The organism is Streptomyces sp. NRRL S-118 (assembly GCF_000716335.1).
Classification (GTDB): Bacteria; Actinomycetota; Actinomycetes; order Streptomycetales; family Streptomycetaceae; genus Streptomyces.
In genome coordinates, this window is sequence record NZ_KL591027.1 from 1 (window position 1) to 26699 (window position 26699).

Consider the following 26699-nt stretch of genomic DNA (forward strand, 5'->3'; position numbering starts at 1 on the left):
CTGAAGCCGCCGTGCCGTGAGGCCGGCACGGGAGCGCGCAGGCGTCCCGCGCCGGGGTTCAGCGGAAGAAGGCCAGATAGTAGTCCGCGAACTGCATGCGCCGGCCGCCGTCGCGGTCGTGCTCGTCGGGGACGTACTCCGGGGCGTTCCTGATCTCCTCCTTGGTCCGGGACACGTGGACCACCTCGCGTTCGGTGTCCACGGAGGCGATGACTCCGGCGGGCAGCAGCACCTGCTTGCCGAAGATCCACGGCCCGGTGTCGACGACGACGTAGCAGGCGCCGGCTTCGGCGGAGTGCTTGTCCACCGTGCCGATGCCGCCGTCCTGTGCCTCGACCTTGTAGCCGGTCAGGTCGGTACCCGGCAGGTAGTTCGCCGCCTCCGGGCAGGTCCAGATGTCGGTATGCACCTCAACTCCTCGCTTCTTCGCCCCGGTTCGGGGCCCACTGTGTGACTCCGCTTTCCCCCCGCGGCGGGGGCCATGCGCGGCGGTGCCGGCGGCGGGCACCGGGTCAGCAGGGCCGGCGCCAGGCGTCCAGACGGAGGTTCTTGCGCATGGAGGACAGGCCCAGCCGGCGGGCCTCCGGGCAGAAGGCACTGGGCGGCAGGGCGTACTCGGCGTGGAAGACCGCCTTGCCCGCCTCGATGAAGGGGCGGAGCCGGCCGCACTCCCCGTACTGGGCGCACTCCTCGTTGACGGCGAAGTCGAAGTCGTCCACCAGCTCCGGGATCTGCGGGAGGTCGTTCTTGAGCCCCACGGACAGGCCCCGCTCGTGCGCCAGGCGGGCGATCATGCGGTTGTACGCCAGCTGGTGCCGCGGGCGCAGCGGGAAACCGGTGTCGTTGAGGTAGCCGTCGAGAAGGTCCGGTTCGACGGCGTCGAACCCCTTGTCACGGCACATGTCGAGCCGGCGCTCCATCAGCGGGCGCAGCGTGTCGAGGCGGCGGATGTCGAGCCACCGCTCCCCCTCCCAGCCGTTGGGCCTGCCCCGTACGGAAGCGGGGAAGGCGGCGTGGTCCGCGCGGAAGTCCTCCCAGGCGCCGGCGTTGAAGTAGCAGATGACCTTGCGCCCGTCCCGGTGGAGGCGCGCGACGTCGGCGGCCGTGTTCTCGAAGCCGTCGATGTCGTAGACCGGTACGTCGGTGCGGGGGTCGGCCCGCCCGTCGAGCTGCCACTGCCAGGCGGTGCCCGGTCTGGGCAGCCAGCGGTCGTGATGCCGGCGGTCGTCGGGGTTCGGGCCGCCGTGCGAGCAGGCGGCGACGAGCAGCAGCAGGGCGGCGGCGAGCGTGAGGCGGCGCGCCGCACTGCGGCTTCCGCCCTGCCCTCCCCGGGTCCGCGCGGCGCTCACCGGGCAGCCGCGGGCCCCGGCTGGGCCGCCCAGAGCGCGGCCAGGGAGTCCTCCAGCCGGAACCTGGGCGTCCAGTCGAGCGCTTCGCGGGCCGCGGTGATGTCGGAGCACTGCCAGGGCACCCCCGCCGAGCGCGACGACCCGCCGTCGGTCTCCTCGATCCGCCCCTGGAAACCGGCTGTGCGGACGAGCCCGTGGACGAGGGCCCGTACGGGAACGGCCCCTCCCCCGCCCACGTTGAGCACGCCCGGCAGGGGCCCCGGCGCCGTGGCGGCCAGGACCACCGCCCGGGCCACGTCCCGTACGTCGACGAAGTCGCGGTACGCGGAGAGGTCACCGAGCCGCAGGACGGCGCCGGGATCCCCGCCCGCCGCCCGGAGCCGCAGCGCGAGGCCGCCGGGCAGGCCGGCGGGCGGGGCGCCAGGACCGACGGGGTTGCCGACGCGCAGGACCACCGCGTCGAGCCCGGAGGCACCGACCGTGACCGTGCCGGCCAGTTTGGTCGCCCCGTACGGGGAGGCCGGACGGGTCGGCGCGCTCTCGGTCGTGCGCTCGCCGTGGACGCCCGGCCCGTACTCGGCGGCCGAACCCAGATGGACCAGCCGCGCGGCCGGGGCCGCCTCGCGCAGCGCGGCGCAGAGCACCGCCGGTCCGCGGGCGTTGACCTCGGCGAGCCGCACCGGGTCGCCGGAGACGGCGCCCGCGCAGTTCACCACGGCGTCGGGGGCCAGGTCGGCGAGGGCCTTCGCGAGCCGCTCGGTGTCGATCGTCGCGAGGTCCGCCACGAGGTCCGCGCCGGCGGCCGGGCGCCGGGCGGCGTGCAGCAGCCGGACGCCCGGCAGGAGGCCCGCCTGTTGTGCCACGTGCCCGCCGAGGTAACCGGTGGAGCCGAGGACGAGGATGCGCATGAGGTGGTCAGGCTCCCTTGAGCAGCAGTGCTTGGTGGGTGGTGAACTCGGCGTTGGCGCGGTCGTAGTCGTCGGGGCGGCCGATGTCGAGCCAGTAGCCGTCGAACTCGTAGGCCCGCGGGGCGTTGCCGGACCTCAGCAGGTCGAGGATCAGCTCGTCGAAGCCCAGGGGCAGGCCGGGGGTGTACCCGTCGAGGGTGGAACGGGAGATCCCGTACACCCCCATGGACACCCGGCAGTCCATGCTCGGCTTCTCGCTGAACGCGACGACCTTCCCCGCGTCCGTGGTGAGCACCCCGAAATCGATGTGGATCTTGCGGGAGTACGTGGCGATGGTCAGGGGAGCGTCGCCGTCCGTGTGCCGCCGCAGCAGGTCGGCGTAGTCGAGGTCCGTGAGGATGTCACCGTTCATCACGAGGAAGGACTCGGGCAGCCGGTCCCGCATGGTCAGCAGGGGCCCTATGGTGCCCAGCGGGTTCTCCTCGGAGGAGTAGTCGATGTCCATGCCCCAGCGCGAGCCGTTGCCGACGTAGGCCCGGATGATCTGGCCGAGGTGGCCGATGGCGAGGGTGCAGCTGGTGAATCCCGCGCAGGCCAGCTGGCGCAGGACGATCTCCAGGATCGCGTGCCTGTCCCCTATGGGCACGAGCGGCTTGGGCAGCGCGGTGGTGTACGGGCGCAGTCGTACGCCCTTGCCTCCGGCCAGTATCACGGCGTGCATGGAGCCTCCCTGTGGTGCGGCTGACGGTGGACGTCGGGCCCTCGGCGTGGGGTACGGGACCGTGGATCGTGCGGGTGTGCGGAGCGAGTGCTGTCCGGTGCAGCGTGCGCGTCGCCGGTGCCGCGGGCCGGTGAGCCCGGGGGGCGTCAGACGTTGTAGATGTCCGTCTTGTAGCGGGCCAGGTGGGCGGGGTCCCGGAAGAACTCGACCGTGCGGGCGAGTCCCTCCTCCAGGTCATGGGCGGGCGCCCAGCCGGTGGCGTCGCGCAGTCGGCTCGCGTCCGCCACCAGACGCATGACCTCGGACTTGGCCGGCCTGATGCGCCGGGCGTCCTCCCGGACGTCGAGGTCGGTGCTCATGACCTTGCCGATGAGCCGGACGAGATCGCCCACCGAGATCTCCTGCCCGGTGCCCGCGTTGAAGGTGCGGCCGACGACCCGGTCGGCGGGCGCGGTGCCCACGGCGAGGAAGGCCGCTGCGGTGTCCGTCACGTAGGTGAAGTCGCGGGTGGGCCGCAGGTCCCCTAGGGTGATGGTCCTCGAACCGGCCGCGACCTGCCCGATGACGGTGGGGATGACGGCCCGCATCGACTGGCGCGGTCCGTAGGTGTTGAACGGGCGCAGGGTCACGACCGGTGTGTCGAAGCTGGCGTGGTAGCTGTCGGCCAGCCGGTCGCCGCCCGCTTTGGAAGCGGCGTAGGGGGACTGCGTGTTGATGGGGTGGTCCTCGGTGATCGGCACGGTGCGGGCGGTGCCGTACGTCTCGCTGGTCGAGGTGTGCACGAGCCGCGGCGTACCGGCCTGCCGCACCGCCTCCAGCACGTTGAGGGTGCCCGTGACGTTGGTGTCCACGTAACTGTGGGGCGCCTGGTACGAGTACGGGATCGCGATCAGGGCGGCCAGGTGGTACACGGCGTGGGCCCCCTCGACGAGGCCGCGGACGGAACCGGGGTCGCGGACGTCGCCGAGGACGATGTCGACCTGGTCGCGGACGTCGGCGGGGAGCGTCTCCAGCCAGCCGTACGAGGAGAAGGAGTTGTACTGCGCCATGGCGCGCACCCGGTGTCCGGACGCGACGAGGGCCTCGGTGAGGTGCGAGCCGATGAAGCCCTCGGCTCCGGTGACGGCGGCGAGCGGTGCGGACGTCATCTGGTGTTCCTTTCGTCGGACGGATCCCGGCCCGGGGCCGGGCGGGGCGGTACGGGACGGGGACGGGTCAGGCGTGGGCGGTGGGCCGCCCCAGACAGCGCAGGGTGAGGACGGCCAGGACGGCCGCCGCGGCGGCGCAGCAGAACAGGGGCACCGGCGCGCCGGGCGGGGTGCCCGTCGCGGACGACGCGGCCACGGCGGCCGCGGCCGTCAGGCACACGACCGCCGGGGGCCAGGCCACGCCGAACGCCTGGAGCAGCAGGGCCGTCCAGAGGGTGGCGGCGAGCGCGAGCAGGACGGCCGGCTGCGCACCGGCCAGCAGGGCCGCGGGCCACAGGGGCAGCAGATAGCCCGTCAGGCACAGGGCCAGCGTCCGGGCCGAGCGCAGCAGGAATTCCCGCTCCGTCGCGGAGGCGCGCAGGGCCGCCACCGACAGGCCGCGGTAGCGGTACAGCAGCCACTCGGCGGGGCCCATGCTGAGGGTCAGTGCGAGGACGGCGTACGGATGCTGCCGCCCGGTGGAGAGCACCAGGACGGCGGCGGAGAGGCCGAACAGGCCGTACGGCAGTGAGGTGCGGTACGCGGGCCGCGGCGCCGCGGGCGCGGGAGGGGTGCGCAGGTCGGCCCGCAGGGTCAGCGCGGCCGCGGCGGTGGCCGCCGCGACGCTCAGCACGGCCGGGCCCAGGCGGCCGGCGGGGCCCGGATCCCAGGACAGCACCGGGACGGCGGCGCCGCCGGCCAGGGGCATCAGCGCGGCGAGCAGCAGCCGTTCGCGGCCGAGCACGAGCAGCACACCGGCAGCAGCCAGGTAGACGGACTGGGCGAGTGCGGCGACGGCCGCCGCGCCGGGCCCCGCGACGAGCACGGCCGCCGTGGCCGCCAGCAGCGCGCCGGCCGGCGCCCCGGCCGCGAGGGTGCGCCCCGCCTCGTACCGTCCGTTCACCAGGCGCAGGTGGAAGCGGTGGGCCAGTGCCTGGCCCCAGGCCCAGGAGACCAGCCCGGCGGCCATGAGTGCGGCGAGGGCCCAGGGGCCGGAATGCCAGAGGGGGGCGGTGAGGGGGTAGGCCAGCCCCGGCAGGGCGAACAGCAGGCCCCGCAGCAGGCAGCGGACGTGATCGGGGGCCCAGGGGTCGGCCGGCGGGGGCGGCTCGGGAAAGCTGCGCGGGACTCGCTCGTACAGCTCCTCCGCCAGGGAGAACAGGCTCGGATGGCCGTACTGCTCCCGTATCCGCTCCCCCGTGAGGCCCTCGGACTCCAGCAGCGCCGCGACCTCGTAGGCGTGGACGGCGGGCGCGATCCGGTCGGCCATGCCGGCTGCCAGTTCACCGACCGCATCGGCGTGGCCGGGGGTGTGCGGTGCGGGGCGGCTCATCCGGCCACGCTCCAGATCCCGGCGGCGGCCGGTACGAGGGGCACGGGCCGGAGCGGCCGGGGGGTGCCCGGCCGGCCGGAGCGGTCACGGGCGGCGAGTTCGAGGTAGATGGAGCGGAAGGTGTCGATGGTCCGGCGGAGGGTGAACTGCTCGATCACGCGCAGCCTCGCAGCCTCCCCCATGGCGGCCCTGCGGGGTGCGTCGGCCAGCAGCTCCAGCGCCGCCGCGGCCATCGACGCGGGGTCGCGCGGGGGCACGACGAGGCCGGTGGCGCCCACGGCCTCCCGTACGCCGCCCACGTCGGTGGAGACCGTGGCGCGTCCGCAGGACATGGCCTCGATCAGGGTGAAGGGGAATCCTTCGCTGATGCTGGACAGCATGACGACGTTGCCCGCGGCGTAGGCGTCCCGGATGTCGTCCACCCGTCCCTCGAAGGTGACCGCGTCCCCATGGCCGAGTGACGCGGCCAGTTCCTCGCACCGGGTGCGGTACGACTCGCCGCCCTTGGGGGTGCCGCCGAAGAGCCGCAGCGCCGCCCCCGGCACCTGCTCCCGTACGAGGGCGAAGGCGCGGATCAGCGTCTCGAGGTCCTTGATGGGGTCGACGCGGCCGGCCCAGCTGAGGGTGGGGCTGTCCGGTTCCGGGCCGGCGGCCGGGAACTCGTCGGGGTCGACGCCGTTGTAGACGGTGCGTATCAGTCCGGGGTCGGCGCCGCCCTGCTCCTCCCACAACCGGTTGTAGCGGTTCCCGGGCGTGATCAGCGCCGCCCGCCGGTACGTCTCCTCGGCGAGGAGGCGGAAGAATCCCAGGAGCACGGCCTTCACCGGCCACCGGTAGGGCGCCGTCCGGTACCCCAGGTAGCGTTCGCGGAGGTAGACGCCGTGCTCGGTCAGCAGCAGCGGAACGCCGTGCTGTTCGAGGGCGGTGAGTCCGGGCAGGACGGCGATCCCGCCGCTGACCGCGTGGGCCACGCCCGTCTCCGGCGGGTGCGCCGCCAGCGGGCGCAGGGCGTGCTCCAGCAGTCCGGTCGCGGTGACGGCGTCGTGCAGGGTGGGGGCTGCTTCCCGGACGCGCAGACCTGGCCGGTTCCAGACCCCGATGAGCACGCGCAGGGCACGGTCGCCGCGCAGCGCGGGGCTCAGCAGCCCGTCCCGTGCCGCCGCGGCCATCTCGTAGAGGGCCGGGGCGAAGCCGTCCTCCTGCGCCGGGTCCAATAGGGCGGTGAGGAAGCGCTCGTACGCGGCCATCAGCCGGCGCCCGCGGCGGCCACGCGGCGGGGAGCCCTCGGGGGGCGGACCCCACATGGGCAGGGAGACCGGTTCGGCCACGTGCGGGGGCAGGGTCCACACGAGGGGCTCACGGCCGCTCCCGGTGACGGCGAGGACGTCGAAGTCGATGTCGGGCATGCCGTTGACGAGTTGGTCGCACCAGACACTCACGCCGCCGTGGCTGTGCGGATAGGTGCCCTCGGTGAGCAGGGTGACCCGCGCCGCGCCGACGCGGGGGACATGGTTCTGAACGTGCATGGACGTGCTCCACGGCAGGAAGTGGGTGTGGGGGGCGCGGCGGGGTGTGCGCCGGCCGGTCCGGTCCTCGGCGCTCCGCCGTCCGGCCCCGGCCGGTGACCCGGGGCGGTGCGGACGGGCGGTCGGTGTCGGGTCGTGCCGCCGGTGCCGAGTGGTGCGGACCGCGGCCTCGGCGGAATGCCGGCGGGGCGGGGACACGACCGGGCGAAACGTTCCAGCTCCGGAGGCCGGGCGCCGGACGGTTGGCCCGTTGGCCGGACGGCGCCTCGGGCCGGAAGCAGGAGGGGTCGGGTCAGCGCCGCTCCACGCCGTACGGGACGGGTCGTACGACGCCGGCCGGGACCGGCGGTCGGGGTCCGGCGGCGCGCGGCGCAGCGGCCTCCGTGTCCGGGGCCTCCGTGTCCGGGGCCTCCGTGTCCGGTGGCACGGGTGCGGCGGGCAGGGTGAGCGCGAGCCCGTCGGGCGTCGCCTGGCGGACCCAGCCGGAGACGGTGCCGGCGTAGGGGCTGCCGAAGGCGGCGACGCCGTCCGGGGCGGCCCAGGTCGTGCCGCTGGGCATGGTCGCCGTGACGGGCAGGCCGTCGGGGGCCTCCACGGTGACCCGGTCGCCGATGCGGTAGGCGGTGACCCGGCCGGACTTCACGGCGGCGTCCCACGCGGCGCGGTCGCGCAGTTCCGCGCCGATGTCGCTCATCGGCGGGTTCAGCAGTGGGGTGTTGTCGGCGAAGAGCGCGGCGTACGCGTCGAGGACGCCGTCCAGGACCGGGTAGCCGATGCGGTCCTCGGCGAGGTTCGACTGGTGGATGAAGTGGGGCCGCGGGTCGCCGGCGAGGACGTGGCCCAGCGCGACTCGGGTCTCCAGGGGGACGATGTGGCCGGCGTAGCCGGTGGCGGGGTCGAGCGGGGCGTCGAGACAGGTCGTCGTCGGCAGGTTCTCGCACAGGCCGCTGCCGCCTTGCGCCTTGCTGGTGTAGATCCAGTTGTATTCGTCGACCTGTTCGGCGATCCGGCCCGCGTTGTAGAAGATGTTGATCGGGTGGCGGGCGACGGTGAGAGCGGGGCCCACCCGGCGCTGGGCGGGGTCGCGGGAGTTGTCGGCACCGAGCCAGGCCACGGCGTTGCCGGCGAGCACGGGCGCGAGGCCGGGGTTGTCCTCCGGCTGTTGCGGCAGCAGCTTGAGCCCGGAGTGTTCGCCGGTGACCAGTTCGCCGTCGCGCAGCGGCAGGCCGGCCCGCTCGGCCCAGGCGCGGTTGGCGGAGATCTGGCGGTCGATCTCGGTGGGGCTCACCCAGCGGGTCGTGCCGTCGGGATCCGTCGCACACGTCCACGGGACGGTGCTGACGTCCTGTTCGCACCCCAGGTAGGGGTGGTCGTAGGTGTGGTTGATCCACCGGAAGGTGTTCCGGTCGGCGATCAGGCGGTCGGCGGTGGGGTCGGCTCCCCCGTTGGCCTCGCGGTGTTCGACGCTGCCGCCGCCGTTGAAGGCGAGGTCGAGGGTGTAGCCGCGGTCGTGGGACCACCGGGCGGCGTGCCTGACGTCGTCGGGGCTCATGCGGATGGGGTCCCGGGTGCCTTCGCCGGGGGCGCAGTCGACGTCGCCCGGTGTGCAGTCGAGCGCGGTGTCCCAGCGGTCGTCCTCGGCGAAGACGTCGTCCACGTGCACGCTGAAGGAGTGGCGCGAGGCGCCGAGCCGCACTTCCTGCGTCATCCAGTCGACGATGCCGCGGGCGAGGGCCCGGAACTGCTGCTGGTACTGGTTGTAGGCGAAGGTGATCACCAGCTCCCGGCGGCCGTCGTGCCGGTACTCGCCGATGAGGGACCCGCGGGCCGCCTTGCCGGGGAGGGGTGCGTCCACATAGGTGGTGAAGTCCGCGCCCGCGGCCGGCCGGGAGAGGAAGGCGTAGCTCTCGCTGACTGTGGGCGAGTTGTCCTCGAACGGCACCGTGCCGTCGAGGTAGGAGAAGGGGCCTGCCTTGCCGGCCGCCGTCACCCCGGCGCGGATGCCGTCCACGGAGCCGAGGTAGCCGGCACCGGCCGGGGTTTCGAGCCCTGTCCGGGGCCGTGCGTAGGTATAGGCGTCGACCTGGGGTACGGCGTGGGCCTTCTCGTACGCGACGAGGGCGGCCATCTCCCCGGACCCGGCAGGGAAGGGTGCGTCGTTCGGCAGGACGACCGCCTGGAACCTGGCCCTGGGACGGCCGTCCACCGTGTCGGCCAGGAACGCCCGGTCGATCACCGGCCGGTCCTGGCGCCGCAGGTCGACGACGGTGTACGGAGTGCCGGCGCCGTCGAGTTCGGCGGTGATGGCCGCGGTGGCCGGGCCGCCGTCGGTCACGACGAGGACGCGCAGGTCGACGCGCGGCTCCTGGTCCGCTGCGGCGGCCGCCGTGGCCGCGGGTACCCCCGGCGCCGCGGGCGTGACCAGCCCGAGCAAGAGCACGCCCACGGTGAGCGCGGTCGTGCGTAACTTCCGCTTCATGCGGTGACATCCCTCCCCGGAGAGGCCGCCCGGTGCTCCCCACCGGGCGTGCCCCACCCCCCTGCGTCACGCACTTCTCCCCTGCACGTCACGGCGCGGCTGGCGGCGCGGGTGCGTGTGCGTGGCGCTCCGACGCGTCACATAGTGCGGCCCGTGTGGAGGTTGCGTGCCCCCTTCGTGAAACCTGACGGAAAATCACGCGTCGCCCCTCTCGTACACGTCCACAGCGTGTGGTCCGCGTGCGGAGCGTGGACCCGGTCCACGGGGCGCCGAGCAGCCGGTCGCACGGGCGGCACGGCCCGGCGGATCCGGCTTCCCGGGCGGCTGCCGCAGAGGGCGGGCACTGTCCGGATCCGGACAGCGAGGGCCGGGGGCGGGCCGCGTGTCGGTGCGCGTTCGCCCCCGGCGGGCTGCGGGGAGACTCAGGCCGTCCGGGCGAAGCCGGATTCCGTGGTGCACGCGACGCGCGTCTCCGGGGTGGCGACGATGCCGTCCTGGGTCGCCTTGCCGTTGTCGTACTCGTAGTAGAGGTACGAGTAGAACCCGATGGTCCCGTTGCAGCCGGAGTCCGCCGCGATGTCGAGGGTGAGGGTGACGGTGCGGCTGGCGCCGGGAGCGATCGGGATGGCGTAGTTCACTCCGAGGCTGGACGTGCCCGTGCCGGAGCAGGTGACGCCGTCCGCCACGCAGTTGCTGAAGGCGTACTTGAGGTCCTTGCGCTGTGTGGTCGTCCAGGCGGGCTGGACGGACTGGTACACGAACCAGATGTCGCTGGCCTGGCTGTTCGTGAGGGTCATCGTCAGATTGACCGTGGAGCCGGGCGTCGCCGTCTGGCGGTCCGCGGTGATCGTGAGGTCGGGACCGGCCGCGGCGGCGGGGCTGCCGAGGCCGAGGAGAGCCGTGGCGAGGGCGAGGACCGCGACGAGTGCGAGGCGCCTGATGTGTGTGGTGGCCATGGCGGGGGAGGCTAGGGCACCCTCCGAAGGGCCGTCTGCCCCGCGGCGGCCGCCACGCCCGCCCCTCGGCCGGAACCGGACGCGGCGCGGGCGGCCCCGAACGGCGACCGGGTCCGCGCATATGCCGGGGTGCGGCCGCTCCTGGCCTGGTGCGCACGGCTCATGACGCTCCGTCGACGGGCGGTCGCAGCGGGTGGGAGGGAATGGCGGGTTCCGCCACGGGAGGTGGGTTGCGGTGCCCGTCTCCGCCGGGCACCCCCGGCTTCGAGGAGCCGGTGTCAGTGGGGCGCCGTACCGTGGCGTCCGTCCTTACCCGCGCTTCTGGCTGCTGCGCGCTGCGGACGCGGCCCCGCCCGGGACAGCGACCGGGCGGGGTCCCCTGCATGTGCCCGGGGCGCGGTGACGCGGCAGGGCCGCGCCCGACGACGTAGGGGGGACACCGTCTCGGGCGCGGCCGTGACCGTCGGGTACCCCCGCCCGGGGAGCTCATGCCAGGCAGTCGCGCAGGGCAGGCGTCAGCCCCGGCGCCGCGGACGCCGGGGCTGAGCGGATTCCCACGGGGACCGGACCTGTCGGCTCGTATCGCGCGGGCCGGTCGCTCAGTCCAACGTCGGGCCGGGTCCCCCGCGCACGCGGGCACGCCCGGAACGGCGGTTGCCCATCGCGGCCGCGGCCATCGCCGCACCGAGCAGCAGAGCCACGACGCCGACAATGATGTTGTTGACCACGCTGCGGGTCGTGTCGACGTTACCGGCGACGACCCACGGAGAGATGATCGTCCATGCTCCGATGGCGCACGCGGCCCAGGCCATGGCGTGGGTCCGCTCGTACGCCGAGCCGAAGCCGCCCATGCAGAGGGCGTAGGCGACGCCGGTGATCAGGTTGCACACGGCGAGAGTGGTGAGGCCGCTGAACCCTGCGATCCAGGGCGAGGCCGCCAGGTAGACACCTGTCAGCAGGCCAAGCGTCTCGACCGCCTGGCTGCGGGGGGTGGTGGTCGCCCGTTCGAACCGGGACCGCATCTCGGCCAGATCGGGGTGTTGCTCGATGCTCGGATGAGTGGTCATTGCGGGCCTGCCTCCTGTGGAAGACTTTATTCGCCCTTTATGTCTCATGTAACGCCTTTTACGTCCTCCCGGTCAATACTCCGAGAGGTCTCTCACTCGTCACCCTGACGACAACTGCCGCTCGACACCTGTCCGGTCCCCACTCGTTGATCATCCGTACGAACCGTCAAACCGAGAGGGGAACCGTGAATCTCCGCACCGCCCAAGTCGCCCTGACCGACCGGACCACCCGCGGCACCGCCCGGGCCGCGCATCTCCGCGCGGCGGCCGTGGCCGCGGCGGCGGGCGCCCTGCTCGCCGCCGGTGCCGCGGGCAGCGCGCAGGCCGCCGCCCGGTCGGCGGGCGAACCCGGCGCGGCCGGCCGGCCGGACCAGGCCGTCGGTCTGGTCAAGAACGACCGAGTGACGCCCTGGTCCGTCGTCGACTACGCCCTGGAGGTGACCGGAGGACGAGCCGCGGGCTGAGCCGACGGGTCCGCCGGGGCCGGACGCAGGAGCCGGACCGGTTCGGTGCCGGCGTCGTTGTGCCGCAGTGCCCAGTTCTCCAGGGCGACGCGGCACGCGTGGTCCAGGTGGCGCAGTCCGGACAGGTCCAGCTCGATGGGCCGGTCCTTGGGCAGGCCCTCCAACCGCTCCAGGATCTTGGGGAGTCGCAGGAAGGTGGCGTTGCCCGTGATGGCCGCGACGAGCCGGCCACCGGTCAGCTCCCGTGTCTCCATGTGGACGTGGGAGGTCTCCCACGCGGTCTTGCACACCGCGAGCAGCAGACCCAGCACCACCCCTTCGAACAGGTTGGTGACGAGGATGGCGACGGCGGTGATGCCGAGGATCACCGCCTCGCCCCGGTGTTCGCGCCACAGCGGCGCCAGCTCCCGGGCGGGCACGAGCTTGAAGCCCGCGTGCACCAGGACCCCGGCGAGCGCGGCCAGCGGGATGACGCCGATCGCGGCGGGCAGCAGAGCCGCGAACAACAGCAGCCACAGCCCGTGCAGGAAGCGCGAGAGCCAGGTACGAGCCCCTGCCTGCACGTTGGCGGAGCTGCGCACGATGACCGCGGTCATCGGCAGTGCGCCGAGGGCCCCGCAGAGCGTGTTCCCGACGCCCTGGGCCATGAGCTCCTTGTCGTAGTCGGTCCGCGGGCCGTCGTGCATGCGGTCCACCGCGGCCGCGCTGAAGAGGCTCTCGGCGGAGGCGATGAGGGTGAAGGCGAGGACGGTCCCGACCGCCGCGACGCCGGCGAGGTCCGTGAAGTCACCGAAGCCCGGCGGCTGGACGGCTTCCAGCAGCCCCTGCACCTCGACCTTGGCGACCGGGAGCCCGAACAGCGCGCTCGCCGCGGTGGCCAGCCCCACGGCGGCCAGGGGTCCCGGAACCACCCTGACGCGGGCGGGGAGCCGCGGCCACAGGACCAGGACACCCACCGTGCCCGCCCCGAGGAGGAAGGCGGTCAGTGCCGGCCCGCCGGAGGCGATGGAGCCGGCCAGCGAGGGCAGTCCGGCGAGCTTCCCGAGGCCGCCGGACGGCTGGGCGGTGTCGGCCATCGCGTACACCTGGCCCAGGACCAGGACCAGGCCGATGCCGGCGAGCATGCCCTGGACGACGGCGACCGAGATGGCCCGGAACCAGCGGCCGAACTTCAGTGCGCCGAGCACGAGTTGGAGCAGCCCCGATATGAGGACGATGGCGCCGAGCGCCCCGAGGCCGAATTCCCGCACGGCCTCGTAGACCAGGACGGTCAGCCCCGCGGCCGGGCCGCTGACCTGGAGGGCACTGCCCGGCAGGGCGCCCACGACGAGTCCGCCGACGATGCCGGTGACAAGGCCCAGCTCGGCCGGCACGCCGGAGGCGACCGCCACGCCCACACACAGGGGCAGCGCGACGAGGAAGACGACGAGCGACGCGAGGACGTCGCGGCGCAGGACGGAAGGATCTTTCAATTGGGTGAACATGGGGGTGTGTTCCTAGCGGTACGGTCCGGGGGCGACGGACGGGCCGAGCGGGGTACGGGGGTGTACGACCTCCTCACAGTGGTCTCAACTCCCCATACGTCCTCGGGCGGTTGGCGTTCACCAAGCCAGGAGCGATCTCTGTCACTGTGTTCACGTGGCCTGCCTCCTGCGCTCCGGCGGAGGCCGGGCGCGCGGTGTGGTCGGGTCATGGTCGGGTCGAACCGGCCGCGGCGCCCGGCGCTGCCGCTGCCGTACGGCCGTCAGGGCATGGCGCCATGACGCGGCGTACGGACAAGCCTGCGCCACCGCGGCTTCGGTGACTTTACTTGAACATTACCTTCTGATGAAAGATCACCTCAGTGGCCGACGAGCCATGTTGCCGTTACGTTTCAGCCGTGTTGACACGGGCCGAACCGTACTGTTCCACGCATCGTGAACTTTTGAACGATTTCCGGCACCGCCGTAGAGGCAGGTGGGCGGGCATGGACCGAGCCCGCCCAGTCACCCGGGAAGGCGGTTTCGCGTCACTGCTTGAATAACAGACAAAACCGAAAAGTGCCGCTGAATGTGCGTCAACAGAAGGAGCGAGGCAGTGTGTCCACCGCAGCAACCGGAAAAACCAACCGAGAGGGTTCATGCAATGCGGACACTGGTAAAGCGCGCCATCGTATGCGGTCTGGTCACCGCCGGAGCGCTGGGCCCGCTGACCGCGGCCGAGGCCGCGCAGCAGTCCGAGCAGCGGCTCTACGCCCCGAGCGCCCTCGTGCTGACCGTGGCGCAGGGAGAGGAGGCCACGACCGCGACCCCGCTGCGGGCGGTGACGCTGACCTGTAGCCCGAAGCCCGCCGGCACCCACCCGGCGCCGCAGCAGGCCTGTGCGGAACTGCGCGCGGTGCAGGGGCGGTTCGACCAGCTCAGCAATGACGAGCAGCGCCCGTGCATCAAGATCTACGACCCGGTGGTCGTCACGGCGCAGGGCATCTGGGAAGGCCGGCGCATCGACTACGCACGCACCTATCCCAATTCCTGCGTGATGCAGTCCGAAGGCGAGAGCGTCTTCGCCTTCTGATTTCGCTCCGGACCGTTCCGGAGTCCTCACGCGGACAGCTCAGCGGCCCGCACAGCCGACACCAAGACGGCTGTGCGGGCCGCTTCGCCGCGTGCCGTTAATGCGGGTGTCCGGAGAAGTCACCCGGTTATTCTCCTTCCGCGCCCTTTACCGTTCACCTCGATCGGCTCAAGCTCCTGGGTTGCGCTTCGTATACGAGAGCCCGGCGGCCGGGTGACCGGGGTCCGACGGAGCCGGGAGCGGCTCAGCGGTCGAGCCCCTCGTCCCCACGGCGCGACTCCTCGTCGTCGGGCAGGTCGGCTTCGATCCGCTCCTTGCGGACCCGGCCCCGGACGGTCTCCTCGTCCGTCACCTCACGGGTGTTCAGTCGTACCCGCTCCTGCGGTACGGCCTCGGTCTCCACGACGGGCCGCTCGGCGTGCAGCGTGACTTCGTGCTCGGACTCGGTGATCTCCGGTCCGGACAGCGCTGCGTCCCTGTTGGCCTCCGTGATGGGTTCGCGCTCGACCACGACCTCCTCGTGGCGCAGGGGCACGGTCTGCTGGACCTCCTCCGTCACCACGTACTTGCGCAGCCTGGCCCGGCCTCGCTGTTCGCGCTCGACGCCGACGTGCATCTCCTCCTCGGAGCGGGTCATGGCGTCGTCGGCGGTGCGGCCCGTGCGAGCATCGAGTCCCCCTGCACGGCCCTCGCTGCCGGTGAGGTCGGCGTCCGCACGGCCGGCATCGGCCTGGTCGGCGTCGGCGCGGCCGCCGCCACCCGTGTCCACGTACGCCGTCCCGCCCGCGTCCCAGCGGATGCCGTAGTAGTCGTACAGGCGCTGCTCCTCCTCGGCGGACAGGTGGCCACCTGCGTCGACGTCGACGTTCGGGGCGTCCTTGACCTTGTTCTTGGGGTACGGGACCTCGATGTGGTCACCGATCAGGACGGCGTCGTGGATGGGGACGAAGGTCTCGCTGCTGCCGAACAGGCCCGTCTTGACGGTCGCCCAGTCGGGACGACCGGTCGTGTCGTCCAGGAAGACGTGCGAGGCGCTGCCGATCTTGTTGCCGTCGGCGTCGTACACCGGATGGTCGAGCACCGCGGGAATCTGTTCGCGGGTGATCATGGGTTTTCTCCTCCATGTCTGGTCTTCTCCGTCATTCGATCTCTCCCTGCCCGAGTGACCACCACTCCCCGGGTAGGAAACCTCCCTCCGTAGGCAAAATTGGACATATGTCGAGCTGGATCGTGTCGTTGCCGATGGCCGGTGTCTCCGGGGAGAGCCGTGGATGAGGAGAGCCGTGGACTGGGAGAGCGTTGCCGACGAGCTCTACGGGTTGCGGCCCGATCGCTTCACCGCGGCCCGGAACGAGCGCGCCCTGGCGGCGCGCACAGCGGGTGACCAGGTTCTTGCCGCCCGGATCCGGGCCCTGCGCAGGCCGACGCTGGCCGCTTGGACGAGCAATCTCCTCGTACGGGAACGGCCCGACGAGACCCGCGCCCTGGTGGCACTCGGCGAGGGGCTGCGGCAGGCGCACCACGAACTCGACGGGGAGCGGCTGCGCGAACTGAGCCGCCGCCGGCACGCCGTCGTCTCCGCGCTCGCACGCGAGGCGCGGCAGTTGGCGGCCGATGCGGGGCAACCGGTCGGCGAGGACGTACAGCACGAGGTGGAAGCCACGCTGCACGCGGTGCTCGCCGATCCTGGAGCGGCCGAGGAGTGGGCGGCCGGCCGGCTGACGAAGCCGCTGAGCGCTCCGGTCGGCTTCGACGCGGCCGCGACGGACGCGGCGGCGCACCGCCCGGCACGCCGGCCGGCCACCCCCGAGGAGGCAGCGAAGGCGCCGTCACGGTCTCCGGGGACGGGAACGGCGAGGAAGGCGGAGAAGGAGGACAAGGAGAAGCAGAGGCGGAGGGCGGAGGAGGAGGCGGCCGAGCAGCGGGCCCGCCGCGAACGGATCGAGCGGGCCCGGGAGGAGGCGGCCATGGCCCGGCGGGAGGCCGAGGAGCGGGCGGAGGAGCACCAGCGGGCGGAGGCGGAACGTCAGCGGGCCCAGGCGGACCTGCACGACGCCGAGCAGCGGGCAGCCGTCCTGGCGGAGGAGCTCCAGCGGGCCGAGGAACGCCGGCACACGGCCGCCGCGGAGGCCCGCGGGGCACGCGACCGCGCCCGCGTGGCCGACCGTTCGGCCCGCCACGCCCGGCACCGCGCCGAGGAAGCGGCCGAGCGCCTCGCCCGGGCGGCGGACGACCGGTGAGCCTCCCCGTGGGGCCGGGGCGATGAGACCGATGCGTGGCTGGGGCGGCGGTCCGGTACGGGGCTCCGGGCGCCGCGCTCGGCGGTACGGGCGTACGACCCGGCGGGCAGTGGTTGCGCAGGAGGCGGCCCCGGAGGCGGTTGCCGGGAATGCGCGAGAGCCCCTCGGGGAGGTCGGCCGGCGTCGTGAGCAAGCAGTCGGGCAGGCGAGCTCGTCGACCGGAAGGATCTGTTCCCCGATGCCCCTGGCAGCGCTCGCCTCCGCTCGCCGGGCGCGGCCTCACCCACCCGGCCTCACCCACCGGCGTGCGCCCATGACGGCGTCCTCGGCAGGTCGCCCCGTCCGTCGTCCCGTCCCTCGCCCCGTCAGCGGCGGCCCCGGCTCGCCAGTGCGCTCTGGGCGCGGGACAGCGCACGGCGTACCGGGCGCGTGCTGTGCAGGGCGGCGCGCGCGGCGTTCGCGCCGGGGGCACCGTGCACGCCCCCGCCCGGGTGCGCGCCCGAGGAGGCCAGGTACAGGCCCTCGACAGGGGTCTCGGGGCGGCCGGTGCCGGGGACCGGGCGGAAGAGCAGCTGTTGGTGGACGGCGGTGGTACCGCCGTTGATGGCGCCGTCGCGCAGGTTGGCGTCCAGGGATTCGAGGGTCGGAGGGGCGAGGAGGCGCCGGGCGCGCACCCGGTCGCGGAACCCGGGGGCGAAGCGTTCGACCTGCGCCTCGACGCGGTCAGCCATCGCCTCCTGCTCGCGCAGGTCCCAGGTGCCCGTGATCCCGCCGTCGCCGGCGTCGCCCCGTACGCGGTGCGGGACATGGGTGTAGGCCCAGGCCGATTCGGTGCCGGAGGGCGACCGGGACGGGTCTGCGGTCGTCATCTGGCCGAGGAGGAGGAAGGGCCGGTCGGGAACGTGGTGCATGGCCAGCTGGGCCGTGAAGCGGGTGAGCTCGTCCATGCCGTCGGCCAGGTGCACGGTGCCCGCGGTGGCGGCCTGTTCGGCCGTCCACGGCACGGGCCCGGACAGGGCCCAGTCGATCTTGAAGGTGGCCCAGTCCCACTCGAACCGGCGCAGGTCGTCCAGCAGGCGCGGGGGCAGGTGCTCGGGGGCGACGAGGTCGCCGTACAACGCGGGTACGGCCACGTCGGCGAGCACCGCGCGACCGGCGGGCACGGTCTCGCCGGATGCGCTGCGGACCGCCACCGCGCGGCCGCCGCGGACGACCACCTCGGTCACCCGCTCCCCGCAGCGCACCACACCGCCGCGCCGCTCCAGGCGGCGTACGAGGGCGGCGGTGAGGGCCCCGGCACCGCCGACCGGGACGGGATACCCGACGGTCTGGCCCAGCATGGACATCAGCCAGCCGAACGCCCCGCTGCCGGCCGCCTCGGGCGCCAGGTCGGCGTGCAGGGCGTTGCCGGCCAGCAGCAGCCGGCCGCCGTCGCCGAGGAACTCCTCCTCGCCGAGCCTGCGCACGGGCAGCAGCAGGGTGCGGGCCAGACGCAGGCCCCCGGCGGTGCGCAGCCGGGCGAACAGCCGCACTGTGGCGCGCACGGGCGGGAACGGGGTGAACAGGGCCCGCAGGACGTCCTCGCCGATGCCGTCCCATATGTCGCACAGGTTGTCCCAGGCGAGACCGTCACCGGGGGCGAAGTGTTCGAGTCCCGCCGCCGTGGCCGCGCGGTCGCGCGCCAGGACGGAGCAGCGGCCGTCGGTGAGGGGGTGGGCCAGCACACTGGGTGCGTGGCTCCAGCGCAGTCCCTCCTCGTGGAGGTTCAGGCGGGAGATGACGGGCGAGGCCAGGGCCAGCGGGTAGAAGGCGCTGAAGATGTCGCTGACGTAGTCCTCGTGGACGCCCCGGTCACTGCGGACCGCGCCCCCGGGCTCTTCATTGGCCTCGAGGACCTCGACGCTCCAGCCGGCGTCGGCCAGGACGTTGGCGGCGACGAGTCCGTTGGGGCCCGCGCCGATGACGACCGCGTCGGGTGCCTCCGTCTCCAGTCCGGTGGGCTGCGGGGACGGTGTGCGGGACATCGGCATCTCCGTCAGGGCGTGCCGGGGGCGGGGGTGGCGGTGCCCTGACCGCCGGTGGCGGGCCGGCCGGAGGGCTCCCCTGCCGACCCGGTCCCGTTCTCGACCAGGTCGGCGAGGCGGCCCAGCATGGCGCGGTGGCGCAGCTGCAGCAGGGCGTCGAGCAGCGCGTTGTGCAGGAGGCCCCCGGGTCCGCGCAGCGGGTGCTCGTCGACGATCAGGAGCGTTTCGTCGCCCCAGGGCCGGAGCTCGATGGCGATCCGTGCGGTCCCGAGGGCGCCGCTGCGGGCTTCGAGCTCCAGTCGGCGAAGCGGCTCGCAGAGGCGTACGACGGTGTCGCCCTCGGCGGAGTACGGGCCGACGCGCACGGTGTACGCGATGGCGGAGCCGACGTCCGGCCAGCCGTCGTCCTTCGGACGGGACGAGTCGGTGCCGACCACCCAGTCGGCGTAGCGGGACCCGTCCGCGAGGACGGCCCACACCGCCTCGGGCGGCCTCCTGATCAACTGGTGCCGCACAGCCATGGTGCCTCCCTGCGTCCGACGGACGGAACGAGCGGCGGGTACCCGCCTTTCGCCTCCACGAACGCGGAGGTCCCGCGCCGGGCCGTGTCCCCTAGGCGGCGAGGGCGAGCGTGTCCCAGAACATCAGCTCGTACGTCTGGAGCAGCCGGCCGTAGCCGTACGCGGCCGGGAGGGAGATGCGGTCGCGGCCCTCCTGTACGGCCGCGAGCGCCTGGGCGCGCAGGGCCGGCGCCGGTAGAGCGAAGAAGTCGAAGAAGCCGCACGCCTCGTCGGTGAAGCCGTACGAGGTACGCAGCGCCTCGGCGATCGTGGCGCAGTAACCGCCCCAGGCGGCGAAGTTCGCCGACAGGGCGAGGACCACGTCGGCCGGTTCGCCATTGAGGGCGAGCCACGCGACGTACGCGGGGTAGGCCTGGCAGCCGGCCTTCGGTTCGTACGCCCCTGCCGCCTGCTCGTCGAGTCCGCAGCCGGTCAGCAGCGCGCCGAGACGGTCCAGGGCGAGGGTCTCCCCCTCCGCGAGGGTCTCGAAGAACTCGGCGCACCGGGGCTGTCCGACGGCGCGCCGCGCCAGGTGCAGGAAGGAGCGGCGGTCGGCGGCGACGACGTGGTGCTGCTCCAGGGCGAGCGTGCCGATCACGGCCCGGCCGGCGGTGCCCGCGGCGACGGCCGGCACGAAGCGGTTGGCGTCCTGCTCCGGGGCGAGCGCCTCGGCGATGCTGTCCAGGACGTCCCCGGCCTGCTGCTCGGTCATGGCCACATTCGCTCCTTCGGCTCGGTCGGTCCGGTTCGATTCGGTCGGTCCGGTTCGGTTCGGTCCGGTTCGCCCGCGCCGGCCGGCCGGGGCGGCTCGGCTCGGGCGGCCCGTACTCCACCGGGCTCACGCGGGATCCCCACCCGCTCGGCGCCGCTCCGAGCGGGCCTTGAGCCCGGGGCCCGCGCCCGTGGCGCCCCGGATCCCACCGGTGCCAGCGTCGCACGGCACGGGCCCCTCCGGCACTGCGCCGCGGCACTCAGGAGGCCCAGGAGGCCGGAAGAGGCTCGAGGAGACGAAGGGGACGCAGGGGACTGGGGGGCCACTCACGCGGGAGCAGCGCGGGGCCGCTCAGGGGCGGTAGACGGTGCCGGGCTCGGCCTTGGCCGGGGCCATCAGCTGCGGCACGGTGACGAACGTGAAGCCCCGCTTCTTCAGCTCCTTGATGATGCCCGGCACGGCAGGGACGGTGCCGTCGTAGATGTCGTGCAGCAGGATGATGCCGTCCTTGTCCGCGCCGTCGAGGGTCCGCTCGCGGATGAGGTCGGAGTCGGTCGTCGAGTAGTCCTTGGCGGTGACGCTCCACAGCACCTGCGCCAGGCCGAGCTCACGGCTGATCTCCGAGACAGTGTCGTCGGTACGGCCCTGCGGCGGGCGCATCAGCGTGGGCTTGCGGCCGGTGATCTTCGCTATGGCGTCCTGCGTGCGGGAGAGCTCCTGGCGTATCTCGTCGGGCTCGATGTCGGTGAGCACCTGGTGGGTCCACGTGTGGTTGGCCACTTCGTGGCCCTCGGCGGCGATGCGCCGCACGACGTCGGGGTGGCGCACCACGTGGTTCTTGCCGAGCAGGAAGAAGGTCGCGGGGACCCGCTCCTCCTTGAGGATGTCGAGCAGCCGGGGCGTGTCCTTGCCTGGACCGGCATCGAACGTCAGGGCTATGCACTTGACCCGGCGGCAGTCGACGGGCCCCGCCTCCCCCTTGGCGTCGTCCCGCACTCCGGCGGGCGCCACCGTGTCGACGGAGCAGCCGGCCAGCGACAGGATCAGCGATGCCGCCGCCAGGAGGGAGGCGGCGGTGACGCCGAGGGAGCGGCGTCCGGTGCGCTGGGCGGACTTCTTCCCGAAGGGCATGGCTTTCCCTCTTTCTCGTACACGTCCTTACCGGCCGGTACTCTACACAGGGTGTATACACGGAGTGCATAGAGGGGGGCCATCGTGGGCCGAGCGTCACGGGAGGAGGCAGCGAATCCTCGCGCCCCAGCACTGCGCCAGTGCGGCCATGCGGCAATGTCGCCTCAGCGACATGAAGGAGGGCGGCCCCGGTGGATCGGGACCGCCCTGGTGGGGCACGTCGGCGGGCCGGGCCCGGCCCGGGGCCGGCTCAGCGCGGGGCCAGCAGGAGGCGCAGCTCCCTCTCGTGCTCGCCCGGGACCGACTCGGACGTCCGCACCTCGAAGAGCCGGCCGAGTTCCTTCTCGACCTCTTCGACGGCGTGGTGGTCGCCCGTCAGCACCGCGGCGACGGGCGTCGTCAGGCGCGGCGGACCGGGCAGGTCCCCGCCCGAGCGTGCGGAGCTGTCGAACGTCGCCATCCAGACGGTCGGCTCGTGGTCGTGGCGCTGCTCCGGCCCGGAGGCAGGCAGGTCACAGCCCACGAAGACATGGTCGAGCGTGTCGAAGACGATCCGTGCGTCCTCGCGGCCGCAATCGCTCAGCTGGACGGTGACGTCACAGTCCGAAGGGTGGTTGTTCGTTGCCTTCTTCTCCACGTCGCTCCACTCCTTGGTCCGTGGGGGTACCCGTTCAGCGTCGTACAGGCACGCATACCTCGCCTCCGGAGGTCCAATCACGATCCGGGGCGGCGCGTTTGCGGAGGGATGCCCCTGGTACGAGGGTGAGGACAAGCAACGGGGGACCGTGAGGAGGAGCAATGCCCGCAGGATCCAGCCCGAAGCGTGAACGGCAGTACGAGCACATCAAGGAGAGCGCCAAGAAGCGCGGCACGAGCGAGAAGCGGGCCGAGGAGATGGCCGCCCGCACCGTGAACAAGGAGCGGGCACGCTCCGGCGAGTCCAAGACCGCGAGCAAGACGTCCAAGCAGGACATGTCGTCCTCGAAGCGTGGCGGTCAGCGCTCGGGCTCCAGTGGGGGACCCAAGGGCCCCACGTACGACCAGCTGTACGAGGAGGCCAAGCGCAAGGGCGTCCACGGTCGGTCGAACATGAACAAGGAGCAGCTCCAGCGCGAGCTCGGCAAGTGACCCCTGGGGCGCTCCGGCCCGTCACGAGAGCCGGTCACGAGGTGGTGCCGCGCAGCGGACCGTCATCCAGGTGCGCCAGCAGGTCGGCGGGGTCGTCGTGGATGACGGCGGCCCCCGCCTCCGTCAGGTCGGCGCGGGGGATGCCGCCGCAGAGCAGTCCCACGCACGTGACGCCCGCGCGCGTGCCGGCCTGCATGTCCCAGACCGTGTCGCCCACGAAGACCGAGTCCCCGGCGCGCGCTCCCGCCAGCTCCAGTGCCTGGCGGACCGGATCGGGAGCCGGTTTGCCCTGCGCGACGTCATCGGCGCTCGCGGTGGCGCTGATCGCGTCGTCCGCGTCGATGGCCCTGCGCAGCGCGGACAGTTCCCCTCCCCCGGCCGACGTGGCCAGGACGACCGTCCAGCCGCCGGCCGCCAGGGTCCTCAGCAGGCGCCCGGCGTCATGGAACGCGGGCAGCCGGTCGAAGTACGTCCCGTAAAGGGTCTTGTGGGCGTTGCTGAGCGCGTCGTCCTGCCCCTTGTCCCGGTCCTCGCCGAGGAGGCGGGCGATCAGATCGTGTCCGCCGAGCCCGATGGAGCGGTGGATGGCGTGCATCGGGACATCGTGACCGGCCTGCCGGAACGCCTCCCACCACGCGGTGACGTGGAGGTGATTGGTGTCGGCGAGGGTGCCGTCCACATCGAAGACCGCAGCCCGGGTCGTCATCTCGCTTCTCTCCGTTCCGGTCGCACCTGTCGTCCGTGTCGTCCCTCTGGTCCCTGCCGGACCCGTCGGTCCTGATGTCCCGCGACGGCGTGCGTACACCCCGGAACGGCTTTGGGGCGCGAGCGGCTCGGCCCGGCCGGTGGTCCGGAGCACTCCGGTGGGCGGGAAGGTGCGACCGGGGGTCCGGTGGGCGGCGTGGGGCGTCTGGGGCCGCCGGGCCTGGTCGGCCTGTTGGGGCCTGTCGGCCTCGTCGGCCACGCGGCTCGGTCGCCGGCTCCGTCGCGGGCTCCCGCTCCGGTCGCCGTTGCGGTGGCCGCAGCGGGCGGGGGGTGCGGCGTGGTGCGAGGGGTGGCATGCATGCGGCGCTGCTCCTCTCGGTCGGCGCCTGGTGTCCGGGGGCTCCGGGGCCGCCCGGAAGGTCCGTACGAGCATGGGGGTGGCGGAGCTTCCGGTCGTGTTCCGGGGGCGCGACACCCGGAGAGTTCCTCCGGCTGTCGTACGGCCTTGGTTGAGCGGCGCCCACAGGGTTACAAGGGAAGTGCCGGGCGGCGGGACGGACCGTGGGAGGTAGCCATGGCTGGGCAGGACGGGCACGGAGCGTACGAGGGGCGCGGCGCGGGCGGTCGCGGTGCAGGCACAGACACAGGCGAGCACGGCACGAGTGCGCAGGCTGTGAGTGCGCATGGTTCGAGCGAGCAGGGCTCGCGGGCGGAGCGAGGACGGAACGAGACCGCCGAGGAACGCGCCGACCGCAGATGGGCGGAGCTGGTCCAGGAGATACGAGTGGCCCAGACGGGCGTGCAGATCCTCTTCGGCTTCCTCCTCACGGTCGTCTTCACGCCGCGGTACGCGGACCTGACGTCCACGGACAAGGCGATCTACATCACGACGGTGGCGCTCGGATCCTGCGCGACGGGGGCGCTGATCGGACCCGTCTCGTTCCACCGGCTGGTCTCCGGGCGCCGGATCAAGCCGCAGACGGTCGTCTGGGCGTCGCGCCTCACCTTCATCGGGCTGCTCCTGCTGCTGGCGACCCTGGTCTCGGCGCTGTTCCTGGTGCTGCGGGTCGCCACGCAGGACTCCTTCGTGCCGTGGCTGGTCGCCGGGGTGGTGACGTGGTACCTGGTCTGCTGGTACGTGCTGCCGCTGTGGGTCAGGCACCGTTACACGTCCCGGGGCGCCCCCTGAGGGCCTGATTCCAGGACTCGCTCGACGGTGTCCGCTTCCGCGGCCCGCTTGTCGGGACGGTGGCGGACGACCCGCGCGAACCTCAGCGTGATGCCTGCCGGATAGCGGGGCGAGCGCTGGAGGCCGTCGTACGCGATCTCGACGACGAGCTCCGGACGGACCCGTACGGTGAAGCCGTCGTCCTCCACGGCCAGTTCGCGCAGCCGCTCGGTCTGCCAGCGCAGCATCGCATCGGTGAGGCCCTTGAAGGTCTTGCCCAGCATGACGAACGAGCCGTCCGCGGCACGGGCCCCGAGGTGCAGGTTCGACAGCAGACCGGTGCGGCGCCCGTGGCCCCGTTCGGCGGCGAGGACGACGAGGTCGAGGGTGTGGACCGGCTTCACCTTCAGCCACGAGCGGCCCCGCCGGCCCGCGCTGTACGGCGCGTCGAGCGCCTTGACCAGCACGCCCTCGTGTCCGCGGCGCAGGGTGTCGGTGAAGAACGCGTCCGCGGCGTCCGTCAGGGCCGGCTCGGACGGATCCTCGACGACGGTACGGCGTACGCGCATGGGTTCCGGGACCAGGCGCGCCAGCTCGGCGTGCCTCTCCCGTCCCGGCAGGTCCAGCAGGACCGAGCCGTCCGCCGCGAGCACGTCGAAGAACACAGGGGACACGGGCAAGGCGGCCGCCGCGGTCGCCACGTCGAGGCGGGAACCGACTCGTGATGCGATGTCCTGGAAGGGGGACGGGCGGCCGGCCGCGTCGAGCGCGATCACCTCGCCGTCGAGGATGAACCGGTCGCCGTCCAGGGCACGGGCCACCGCCGACACCTCGGGGAGCCGGTCCGTGATGTCGTCGAGCGAGCGGGTGTAGACGCGGACGTCGTCCCCGGAGCGGTGCACCTGGACGCGGATGCCGTCCAGTTTCTCCTCGACCGCACAGGGGCCGAGGGCGGCGATCGCCTCCGCCACGCTCTTCGCGCTGTGCGCCAGCATGGGGTGCACCGGGGTGCCGACGCGCAGACGGAACCGCTCCAGGGCGGCCGGGCCCTCGGCGAGCAGCGCCTGGGCGACGCGGGGCAGCGACCCGTCGAGCATCACGGCACGACGTACATCGGCGGCGGGCGCCGCGGTCGCCAGGGCGACCCCCTCGAGCGCCACCGCGTCCAGCGCTCCCTGCCGGACCTCACCGGTGAGCAGCCGCAGCAGGAACTGCTGCTCGGGCGGGGTCGCTGCGGCCATCAGCCCGCCCACCAGCCGTTGGCGTTCCGTCTGGGCGCCCGGGCCGGCGACCTGGGCAAGGGCCGTCATCACGGCATCGGTGTCGGAGACCGTCAGGGTGGCCTCCACGGCGGGCGGCACGGATTCCTTGAGGGTGCTCCAGCCGACGCCGATCCGGCCCTGCGGGAGGCGGCCCGCGAGGTAGGCGATGACCAGCGGGGCCTCGTCGGGCGGAGTCGCGGCGAAGAGGTCCGCCAATGCGGCGATCTTGCGCGAGCGCGCGGAGGTGGCGGCGACCTGGTCGGAGACCTCCGCGAGGCGGGCCAGCAGCATGCGCCCATGGTGCACGCCCGGCGCCCGTCCCGCACGCGGACCCCCCGCCCCTCACGCCGGGTTCCCGAGAGGGCCGGGTGTGAGGGGTGTGTGGCCTTCGGGGCTCGGGACGGGTGGGCTCGTGTGTTGACGTGTCGCGTATTCGCTGACGGCACCAGCGGATCGTGACTGTGAGCCGCCGGAGCCTGCGACATGATGATCGTCGTGAATACCGAGATACTCACCGACGTCTGGCAGCGCCTTCTCACCGATCCTCGCACCTCGTGGGTGCTGTTCGAACACGGCACCTGTGTGGTGCTTACCGAGCCCGAGGGAGACCTTGCCGAACAGGCCACCGAGATCCTCAGGGAATTCGGTCCTGTGCATGCAGGCTCTCCCGCAGGAGACTTCGGGGTGATCGACGTCAAGCACGCCGACGGCTGGGTGGTCACCGGCCACCACCAGGACGTCCTCACCTATGTCGCGCCCGACGAGCCCCGTGGCCAGGACAACTTGGCTGTCGGAATGTGCGGACGTTCCAAGCGCCACCGGGACGGCACCGAATTGCACATCGTCCACGTCGAGGACCGGCGTGGCTCCGCTGATCCTGCGTGAGGACACAGCAGGTTCATCGTTGGTGATCGCCGGGGCATACCGGCTCCAGGTTCCGCCGGCTTCCGTGACGAGACGCGTGGTGGTCTGGTCGTGGCAGCCGAGGGCATGGGCAACGACGGGGGCAGGGGCTTGAAACGCGAGCTCGCGGATCACTGAGGCCCGGGCACGCCAAACAGGCACTCCGACGTCCCGAAGGTGGTCGAGCAGGCTGGCCTGATTCATCGGCTGTCCGGGTTGCCGGCCAGGGACGGCCAGGCCCCGGCCGTGGCTGCTCGCCCGGGCGAGGCCAGGCTGTTCTGTCAGATCCACCAGGCCAAGCAGGAGCCCACCCAGGCCGGCGC

25 protein-coding genes are annotated in these 26699 nt (G+C 73.0%); 6 read left to right on the forward strand and 19 right to left on the reverse strand.

Annotated elements, in window-relative coordinates; translation table 11 throughout:
• Nucleotides 1-58: 58 nt before the first annotated feature.
• The 10 genes from IH00_RS0131195 to IH00_RS0131240 all read right to left on the reverse strand — a co-directional run bounded on the left by IH00_RS0131195 (nt 59) and on the right by IH00_RS0131240 (nt 11526).
• The gene (locus IH00_RS0131195; RefSeq protein ID WP_031079427.1) at nt 59-409 is read right to left on the reverse strand and encodes a hypothetical protein; all 351 of its coding nucleotides are present in this window, start codon (nt 407-409) and stop codon (nt 59-61) included.
• A gap of 103 nt (nt 410-512) precedes the next feature.
• On the reverse strand, nt 513-1349 hold the full coding sequence (locus tag IH00_RS0131200; protein ID WP_052411770.1) for an endo alpha-1,4 polygalactosaminidase: 837 nt from the start codon (nt 1347-1349) through the stop codon (nt 513-515).
• The gene (locus IH00_RS0131205) at nt 1346-2257 is read right to left on the reverse strand and encodes an NAD-dependent epimerase/dehydratase family protein (RefSeq protein ID WP_031079429.1); all 912 of its coding nucleotides are present in this window, start codon (nt 2255-2257) and stop codon (nt 1346-1348) included. Before IH00_RS0131205 ends, IH00_RS0131200 begins: the two co-directional genes overlap by 4 nt.
• Nucleotides 2258-2264: 7 nt before the next feature.
• Nucleotides 2265-2978, reverse strand: coding sequence for a nucleotidyltransferase family protein (locus IH00_RS0131210; RefSeq protein ID WP_031079430.1), 714 nt, complete (start codon nt 2976-2978; stop codon nt 2265-2267).
• Between the two features lie 146 nt (nt 2979-3124).
• Nucleotides 3125-4126, reverse strand: a complete 1002-nt coding sequence (locus IH00_RS0131215) for an SDR family NAD(P)-dependent oxidoreductase (protein WP_031079431.1) — start codon at nt 4124-4126, stop codon at nt 3125-3127.
• A 67-nt stretch (nt 4127-4193) separates the two neighbouring features.
• Nucleotides 4194-5498, reverse strand: coding sequence for a hypothetical protein (locus IH00_RS0131220; protein WP_052411771.1), 1305 nt, complete (start codon nt 5496-5498; stop codon nt 4194-4196).
• Nucleotides 5495-7024, reverse strand: coding sequence for a GT4 family glycosyltransferase PelF (pelF, locus tag IH00_RS0131225; protein WP_031079433.1), 1530 nt, complete (start codon nt 7022-7024; stop codon nt 5495-5497). Before pelF ends, IH00_RS0131220 begins: the two co-directional genes overlap by 4 nt.
• 292 nt (nt 7025-7316) lie before the next feature.
• Nucleotides 7317-9503 carry a hypothetical protein gene (locus IH00_RS0131230; protein ID WP_031079434.1) on the reverse strand — a complete coding sequence of 729 codons (2187 nt, stop codon included), beginning with the start codon at nt 9501-9503 and terminating at the stop codon, nt 7317-7319.
• 422 nt (nt 9504-9925) lie between these two features.
• On the reverse strand, nt 9926-10459 hold the full coding sequence (locus IH00_RS0131235) for a hypothetical protein (RefSeq protein ID WP_031079436.1): 534 nt from the start codon (nt 10457-10459) through the stop codon (nt 9926-9928).
• A gap of 599 nt (nt 10460-11058) precedes the next feature.
• On the reverse strand, nt 11059-11526 hold the full coding sequence (locus IH00_RS0131240) for an SPW repeat protein (protein ID WP_031079437.1): 468 nt from the start codon (nt 11524-11526) through the stop codon (nt 11059-11061).
• Between the two features lie 185 nt (nt 11527-11711).
• Here IH00_RS0131240 and IH00_RS0131245 point away from each other — a divergent pair, with 185 nt between their 5' ends.
• The gene (locus IH00_RS0131245; RefSeq protein ID WP_031079438.1) at nt 11712-11990 is read left to right on the forward strand and encodes a hypothetical protein; all 279 of its coding nucleotides are present in this window, start codon (nt 11712-11714) and stop codon (nt 11988-11990) included.
• Here the strand turns inward: IH00_RS0131245 and IH00_RS0131250 are convergent.
• Nucleotides 11951-13474 carry a SulP family inorganic anion transporter gene (locus IH00_RS0131250; protein ID WP_052411772.1) on the reverse strand — a complete coding sequence of 508 codons (1524 nt, stop codon included), beginning with the start codon at nt 13472-13474 and terminating at the stop codon, nt 11951-11953. The genes IH00_RS0131245 and IH00_RS0131250 overlap by 40 nt on opposite strands.
• Nucleotides 13475-14114: 640 nt before the next feature.
• Between IH00_RS0131250 and IH00_RS0131255 the strand changes: the two genes are divergently transcribed.
• Entirely contained in the window at nt 14115-14543 is a 429-nt protein-coding gene (locus IH00_RS0131255) for a subtilase-type protease inhibitor (protein WP_031079440.1), read from the forward strand.
• Between the two features lie 244 nt (nt 14544-14787).
• On the opposite strand, the gene IH00_RS0131260 is transcribed toward IH00_RS0131255, so the two are convergent.
• Nucleotides 14788-15651, reverse strand: coding sequence for a DUF2382 domain-containing protein (locus tag IH00_RS0131260; protein WP_039947609.1), 864 nt, complete (start codon nt 15649-15651; stop codon nt 14788-14790).
• Nucleotides 15652-15814: 163 nt separating this feature from the next.
• On the opposite strand from IH00_RS0131260, the gene IH00_RS0131265 reads away from it, so the two are divergent.
• Nucleotides 15815-16783, forward strand: a complete 969-nt coding sequence (locus IH00_RS0131265; protein WP_234335026.1) for a hypothetical protein — start codon at nt 15815-15817, stop codon at nt 16781-16783.
• Between the two features lie 365 nt (nt 16784-17148).
• On the opposite strand, the gene IH00_RS0131270 is transcribed toward IH00_RS0131265, so the two are convergent.
• The 5 genes from IH00_RS0131270 to IH00_RS0131290 form a co-directional block, all read right to left on the reverse strand.
• Complete coding sequence (locus IH00_RS0131270; protein WP_052411773.1) at nt 17149-18807, reverse strand: phytoene desaturase family protein; 1659 nt, start codon at nt 18805-18807, stop codon at nt 17149-17151.
• Between the two features lie 11 nt (nt 18808-18818).
• Nucleotides 18819-19328 (reverse strand): SRPBCC family protein, encoded by a 510-nt coding sequence (locus IH00_RS0131275; protein ID WP_052411774.1) that lies wholly within the window; start codon nt 19326-19328, stop codon nt 18819-18821.
• A gap of 91 nt (nt 19329-19419) precedes the next feature.
• Complete coding sequence (locus IH00_RS0131280) at nt 19420-20079, reverse strand: hypothetical protein (RefSeq protein WP_031079445.1); 660 nt, start codon at nt 20077-20079, stop codon at nt 19420-19422.
• Nucleotides 20080-20430: 351 nt separating this feature from the next.
• Nucleotides 20431-21210 carry a polysaccharide deacetylase family protein gene (locus tag IH00_RS0131285; protein WP_031079446.1) on the reverse strand — a complete coding sequence of 260 codons (780 nt, stop codon included), beginning with the start codon at nt 21208-21210 and terminating at the stop codon, nt 20431-20433.
• A 250-nt stretch (nt 21211-21460) separates the two neighbouring features.
• A complete protein-coding gene (locus tag IH00_RS0131290) occupies nt 21461-21847 on the reverse strand; it encodes a hypothetical protein (protein WP_031079447.1) in 387 nt (128 codons plus the stop codon).
• A 161-nt stretch (nt 21848-22008) separates the two neighbouring features.
• On the opposite strand from IH00_RS0131290, the gene IH00_RS0131295 reads away from it, so the two are divergent.
• A complete protein-coding gene (locus IH00_RS0131295) occupies nt 22009-22338 on the forward strand; it encodes a hypothetical protein (RefSeq protein ID WP_031079449.1) in 330 nt (109 codons plus the stop codon).
• A gap of 34 nt (nt 22339-22372) precedes the next feature.
• On the opposite strand, the gene IH00_RS0131300 is transcribed toward IH00_RS0131295, so the two are convergent.
• A complete protein-coding gene (locus tag IH00_RS0131300; protein ID WP_031079450.1) occupies nt 22373-23044 on the reverse strand; it encodes an HAD family hydrolase in 672 nt (223 codons plus the stop codon).
• A 672-nt stretch (nt 23045-23716) separates the two neighbouring features.
• Here IH00_RS0131300 and IH00_RS0131305 point away from each other — a divergent pair.
• On the forward strand, nt 23717-24232 hold the full coding sequence (locus IH00_RS0131305; protein ID WP_031079452.1) for a DUF6328 family protein: 516 nt from the start codon (nt 23717-23719) through the stop codon (nt 24230-24232).
• Here the strand turns inward: IH00_RS0131305 and IH00_RS0131310 are convergent.
• Entirely contained in the window at nt 24208-25764 is a 1557-nt protein-coding gene (locus tag IH00_RS0131310) for an ATP-dependent DNA ligase (RefSeq protein ID WP_031079453.1), read from the reverse strand. The genes IH00_RS0131305 and IH00_RS0131310 overlap by 25 nt on opposite strands.
• Nucleotides 25765-25956: 192 nt before the next feature.
• Between IH00_RS0131310 and IH00_RS0131315 the strand changes: the two genes are divergently transcribed.
• Complete coding sequence (locus tag IH00_RS0131315) at nt 25957-26358, forward strand: hypothetical protein (protein ID WP_031079454.1); 402 nt, start codon at nt 25957-25959, stop codon at nt 26356-26358.
• Nucleotides 26359-26699 lie beyond the last annotated feature (341 nt).

Bases quoted from the DNA above. Each gene is read 5' to 3' on its own strand.
- IH00_RS0131205 (WP_031079429.1), bottom strand. From the start codon at position 2,257: ATGCGCATCCTCGTCCTCGGCTCCACCGGTTACCTCGGCGGGCACGTG.
- IH00_RS0131210 (WP_031079430.1), bottom strand. From the start codon at position 2,978: ATGCACGCCGTGATACTGGCCGGAGGCAAGGGCGTACGACTGCGCCCG.
- IH00_RS0131215 (WP_031079431.1), bottom strand. From the start codon at position 4,126: ATGACGTCCGCACCGCTCGCCGCCGTCACCGGAGCCGAGGGCTTCATC.
- IH00_RS0131220 (WP_052411771.1), bottom strand. From the start codon at position 5,498: ATGAGCCGCCCCGCACCGCACACCCCCGGCCACGCCGATGCGGTCGGT.
- pelF (WP_031079433.1), bottom strand. From the start codon at position 7,024: ATGCACGTTCAGAACCATGTCCCCCGCGTCGGCGCGGCGCGGGTCACC.
- IH00_RS0131230 (WP_031079434.1), bottom strand. From the start codon at position 9,503: ATGAAGCGGAAGTTACGCACGACCGCGCTCACCGTGGGCGTGCTCTTG.
- IH00_RS0131235 (WP_031079436.1), bottom strand. From the start codon at position 10,459: ATGGCCACCACACACATCAGGCGCCTCGCACTCGTCGCGGTCCTCGCC.
- IH00_RS0131240 (WP_031079437.1), bottom strand. From the start codon at position 11,526: ATGACCACTCATCCGAGCATCGAGCAACACCCCGATCTGGCCGAGATG.
- IH00_RS0131250 (WP_052411772.1), bottom strand. From the start codon at position 13,474: ATGTTCACCCAATTGAAAGATCCTTCCGTCCTGCGCCGCGACGTCCTC.
- IH00_RS0131255 (WP_031079440.1), top strand. From the start codon at position 14,115: ATGCGGACACTGGTAAAGCGCGCCATCGTATGCGGTCTGGTCACCGCC.
- IH00_RS0131260 (WP_039947609.1), bottom strand. From the start codon at position 15,651: ATGATCACCCGCGAACAGATTCCCGCGGTGCTCGACCATCCGGTGTAC.
- IH00_RS0131265 (WP_234335026.1), top strand. From the start codon at position 15,815: ATGAGGAGAGCCGTGGACTGGGAGAGCGTTGCCGACGAGCTCTACGGG.
- IH00_RS0131270 (WP_052411773.1), bottom strand. From the start codon at position 18,807: ATGTCCCGCACACCGTCCCCGCAGCCCACCGGACTGGAGACGGAGGCA.
- IH00_RS0131275 (WP_052411774.1), bottom strand. From the start codon at position 19,328: ATGGCTGTGCGGCACCAGTTGATCAGGAGGCCGCCCGAGGCGGTGTGG.
- IH00_RS0131280 (WP_031079445.1), bottom strand. From the start codon at position 20,079: ATGACCGAGCAGCAGGCCGGGGACGTCCTGGACAGCATCGCCGAGGCG.
- IH00_RS0131285 (WP_031079446.1), bottom strand. From the start codon at position 21,210: ATGCCCTTCGGGAAGAAGTCCGCCCAGCGCACCGGACGCCGCTCCCTC.
- IH00_RS0131295 (WP_031079449.1), top strand. From the start codon at position 22,009: ATGCCCGCAGGATCCAGCCCGAAGCGTGAACGGCAGTACGAGCACATC.
- IH00_RS0131300 (WP_031079450.1), bottom strand. From the start codon at position 23,044: ATGACGACCCGGGCTGCGGTCTTCGATGTGGACGGCACCCTCGCCGAC.
- IH00_RS0131310 (WP_031079453.1), bottom strand. From the start codon at position 25,764: ATGCTGCTGGCCCGCCTCGCGGAGGTCTCCGACCAGGTCGCCGCCACC.
- IH00_RS0131315 (WP_031079454.1), top strand. From the start codon at position 25,957: ATGATGATCGTCGTGAATACCGAGATACTCACCGACGTCTGGCAGCGC.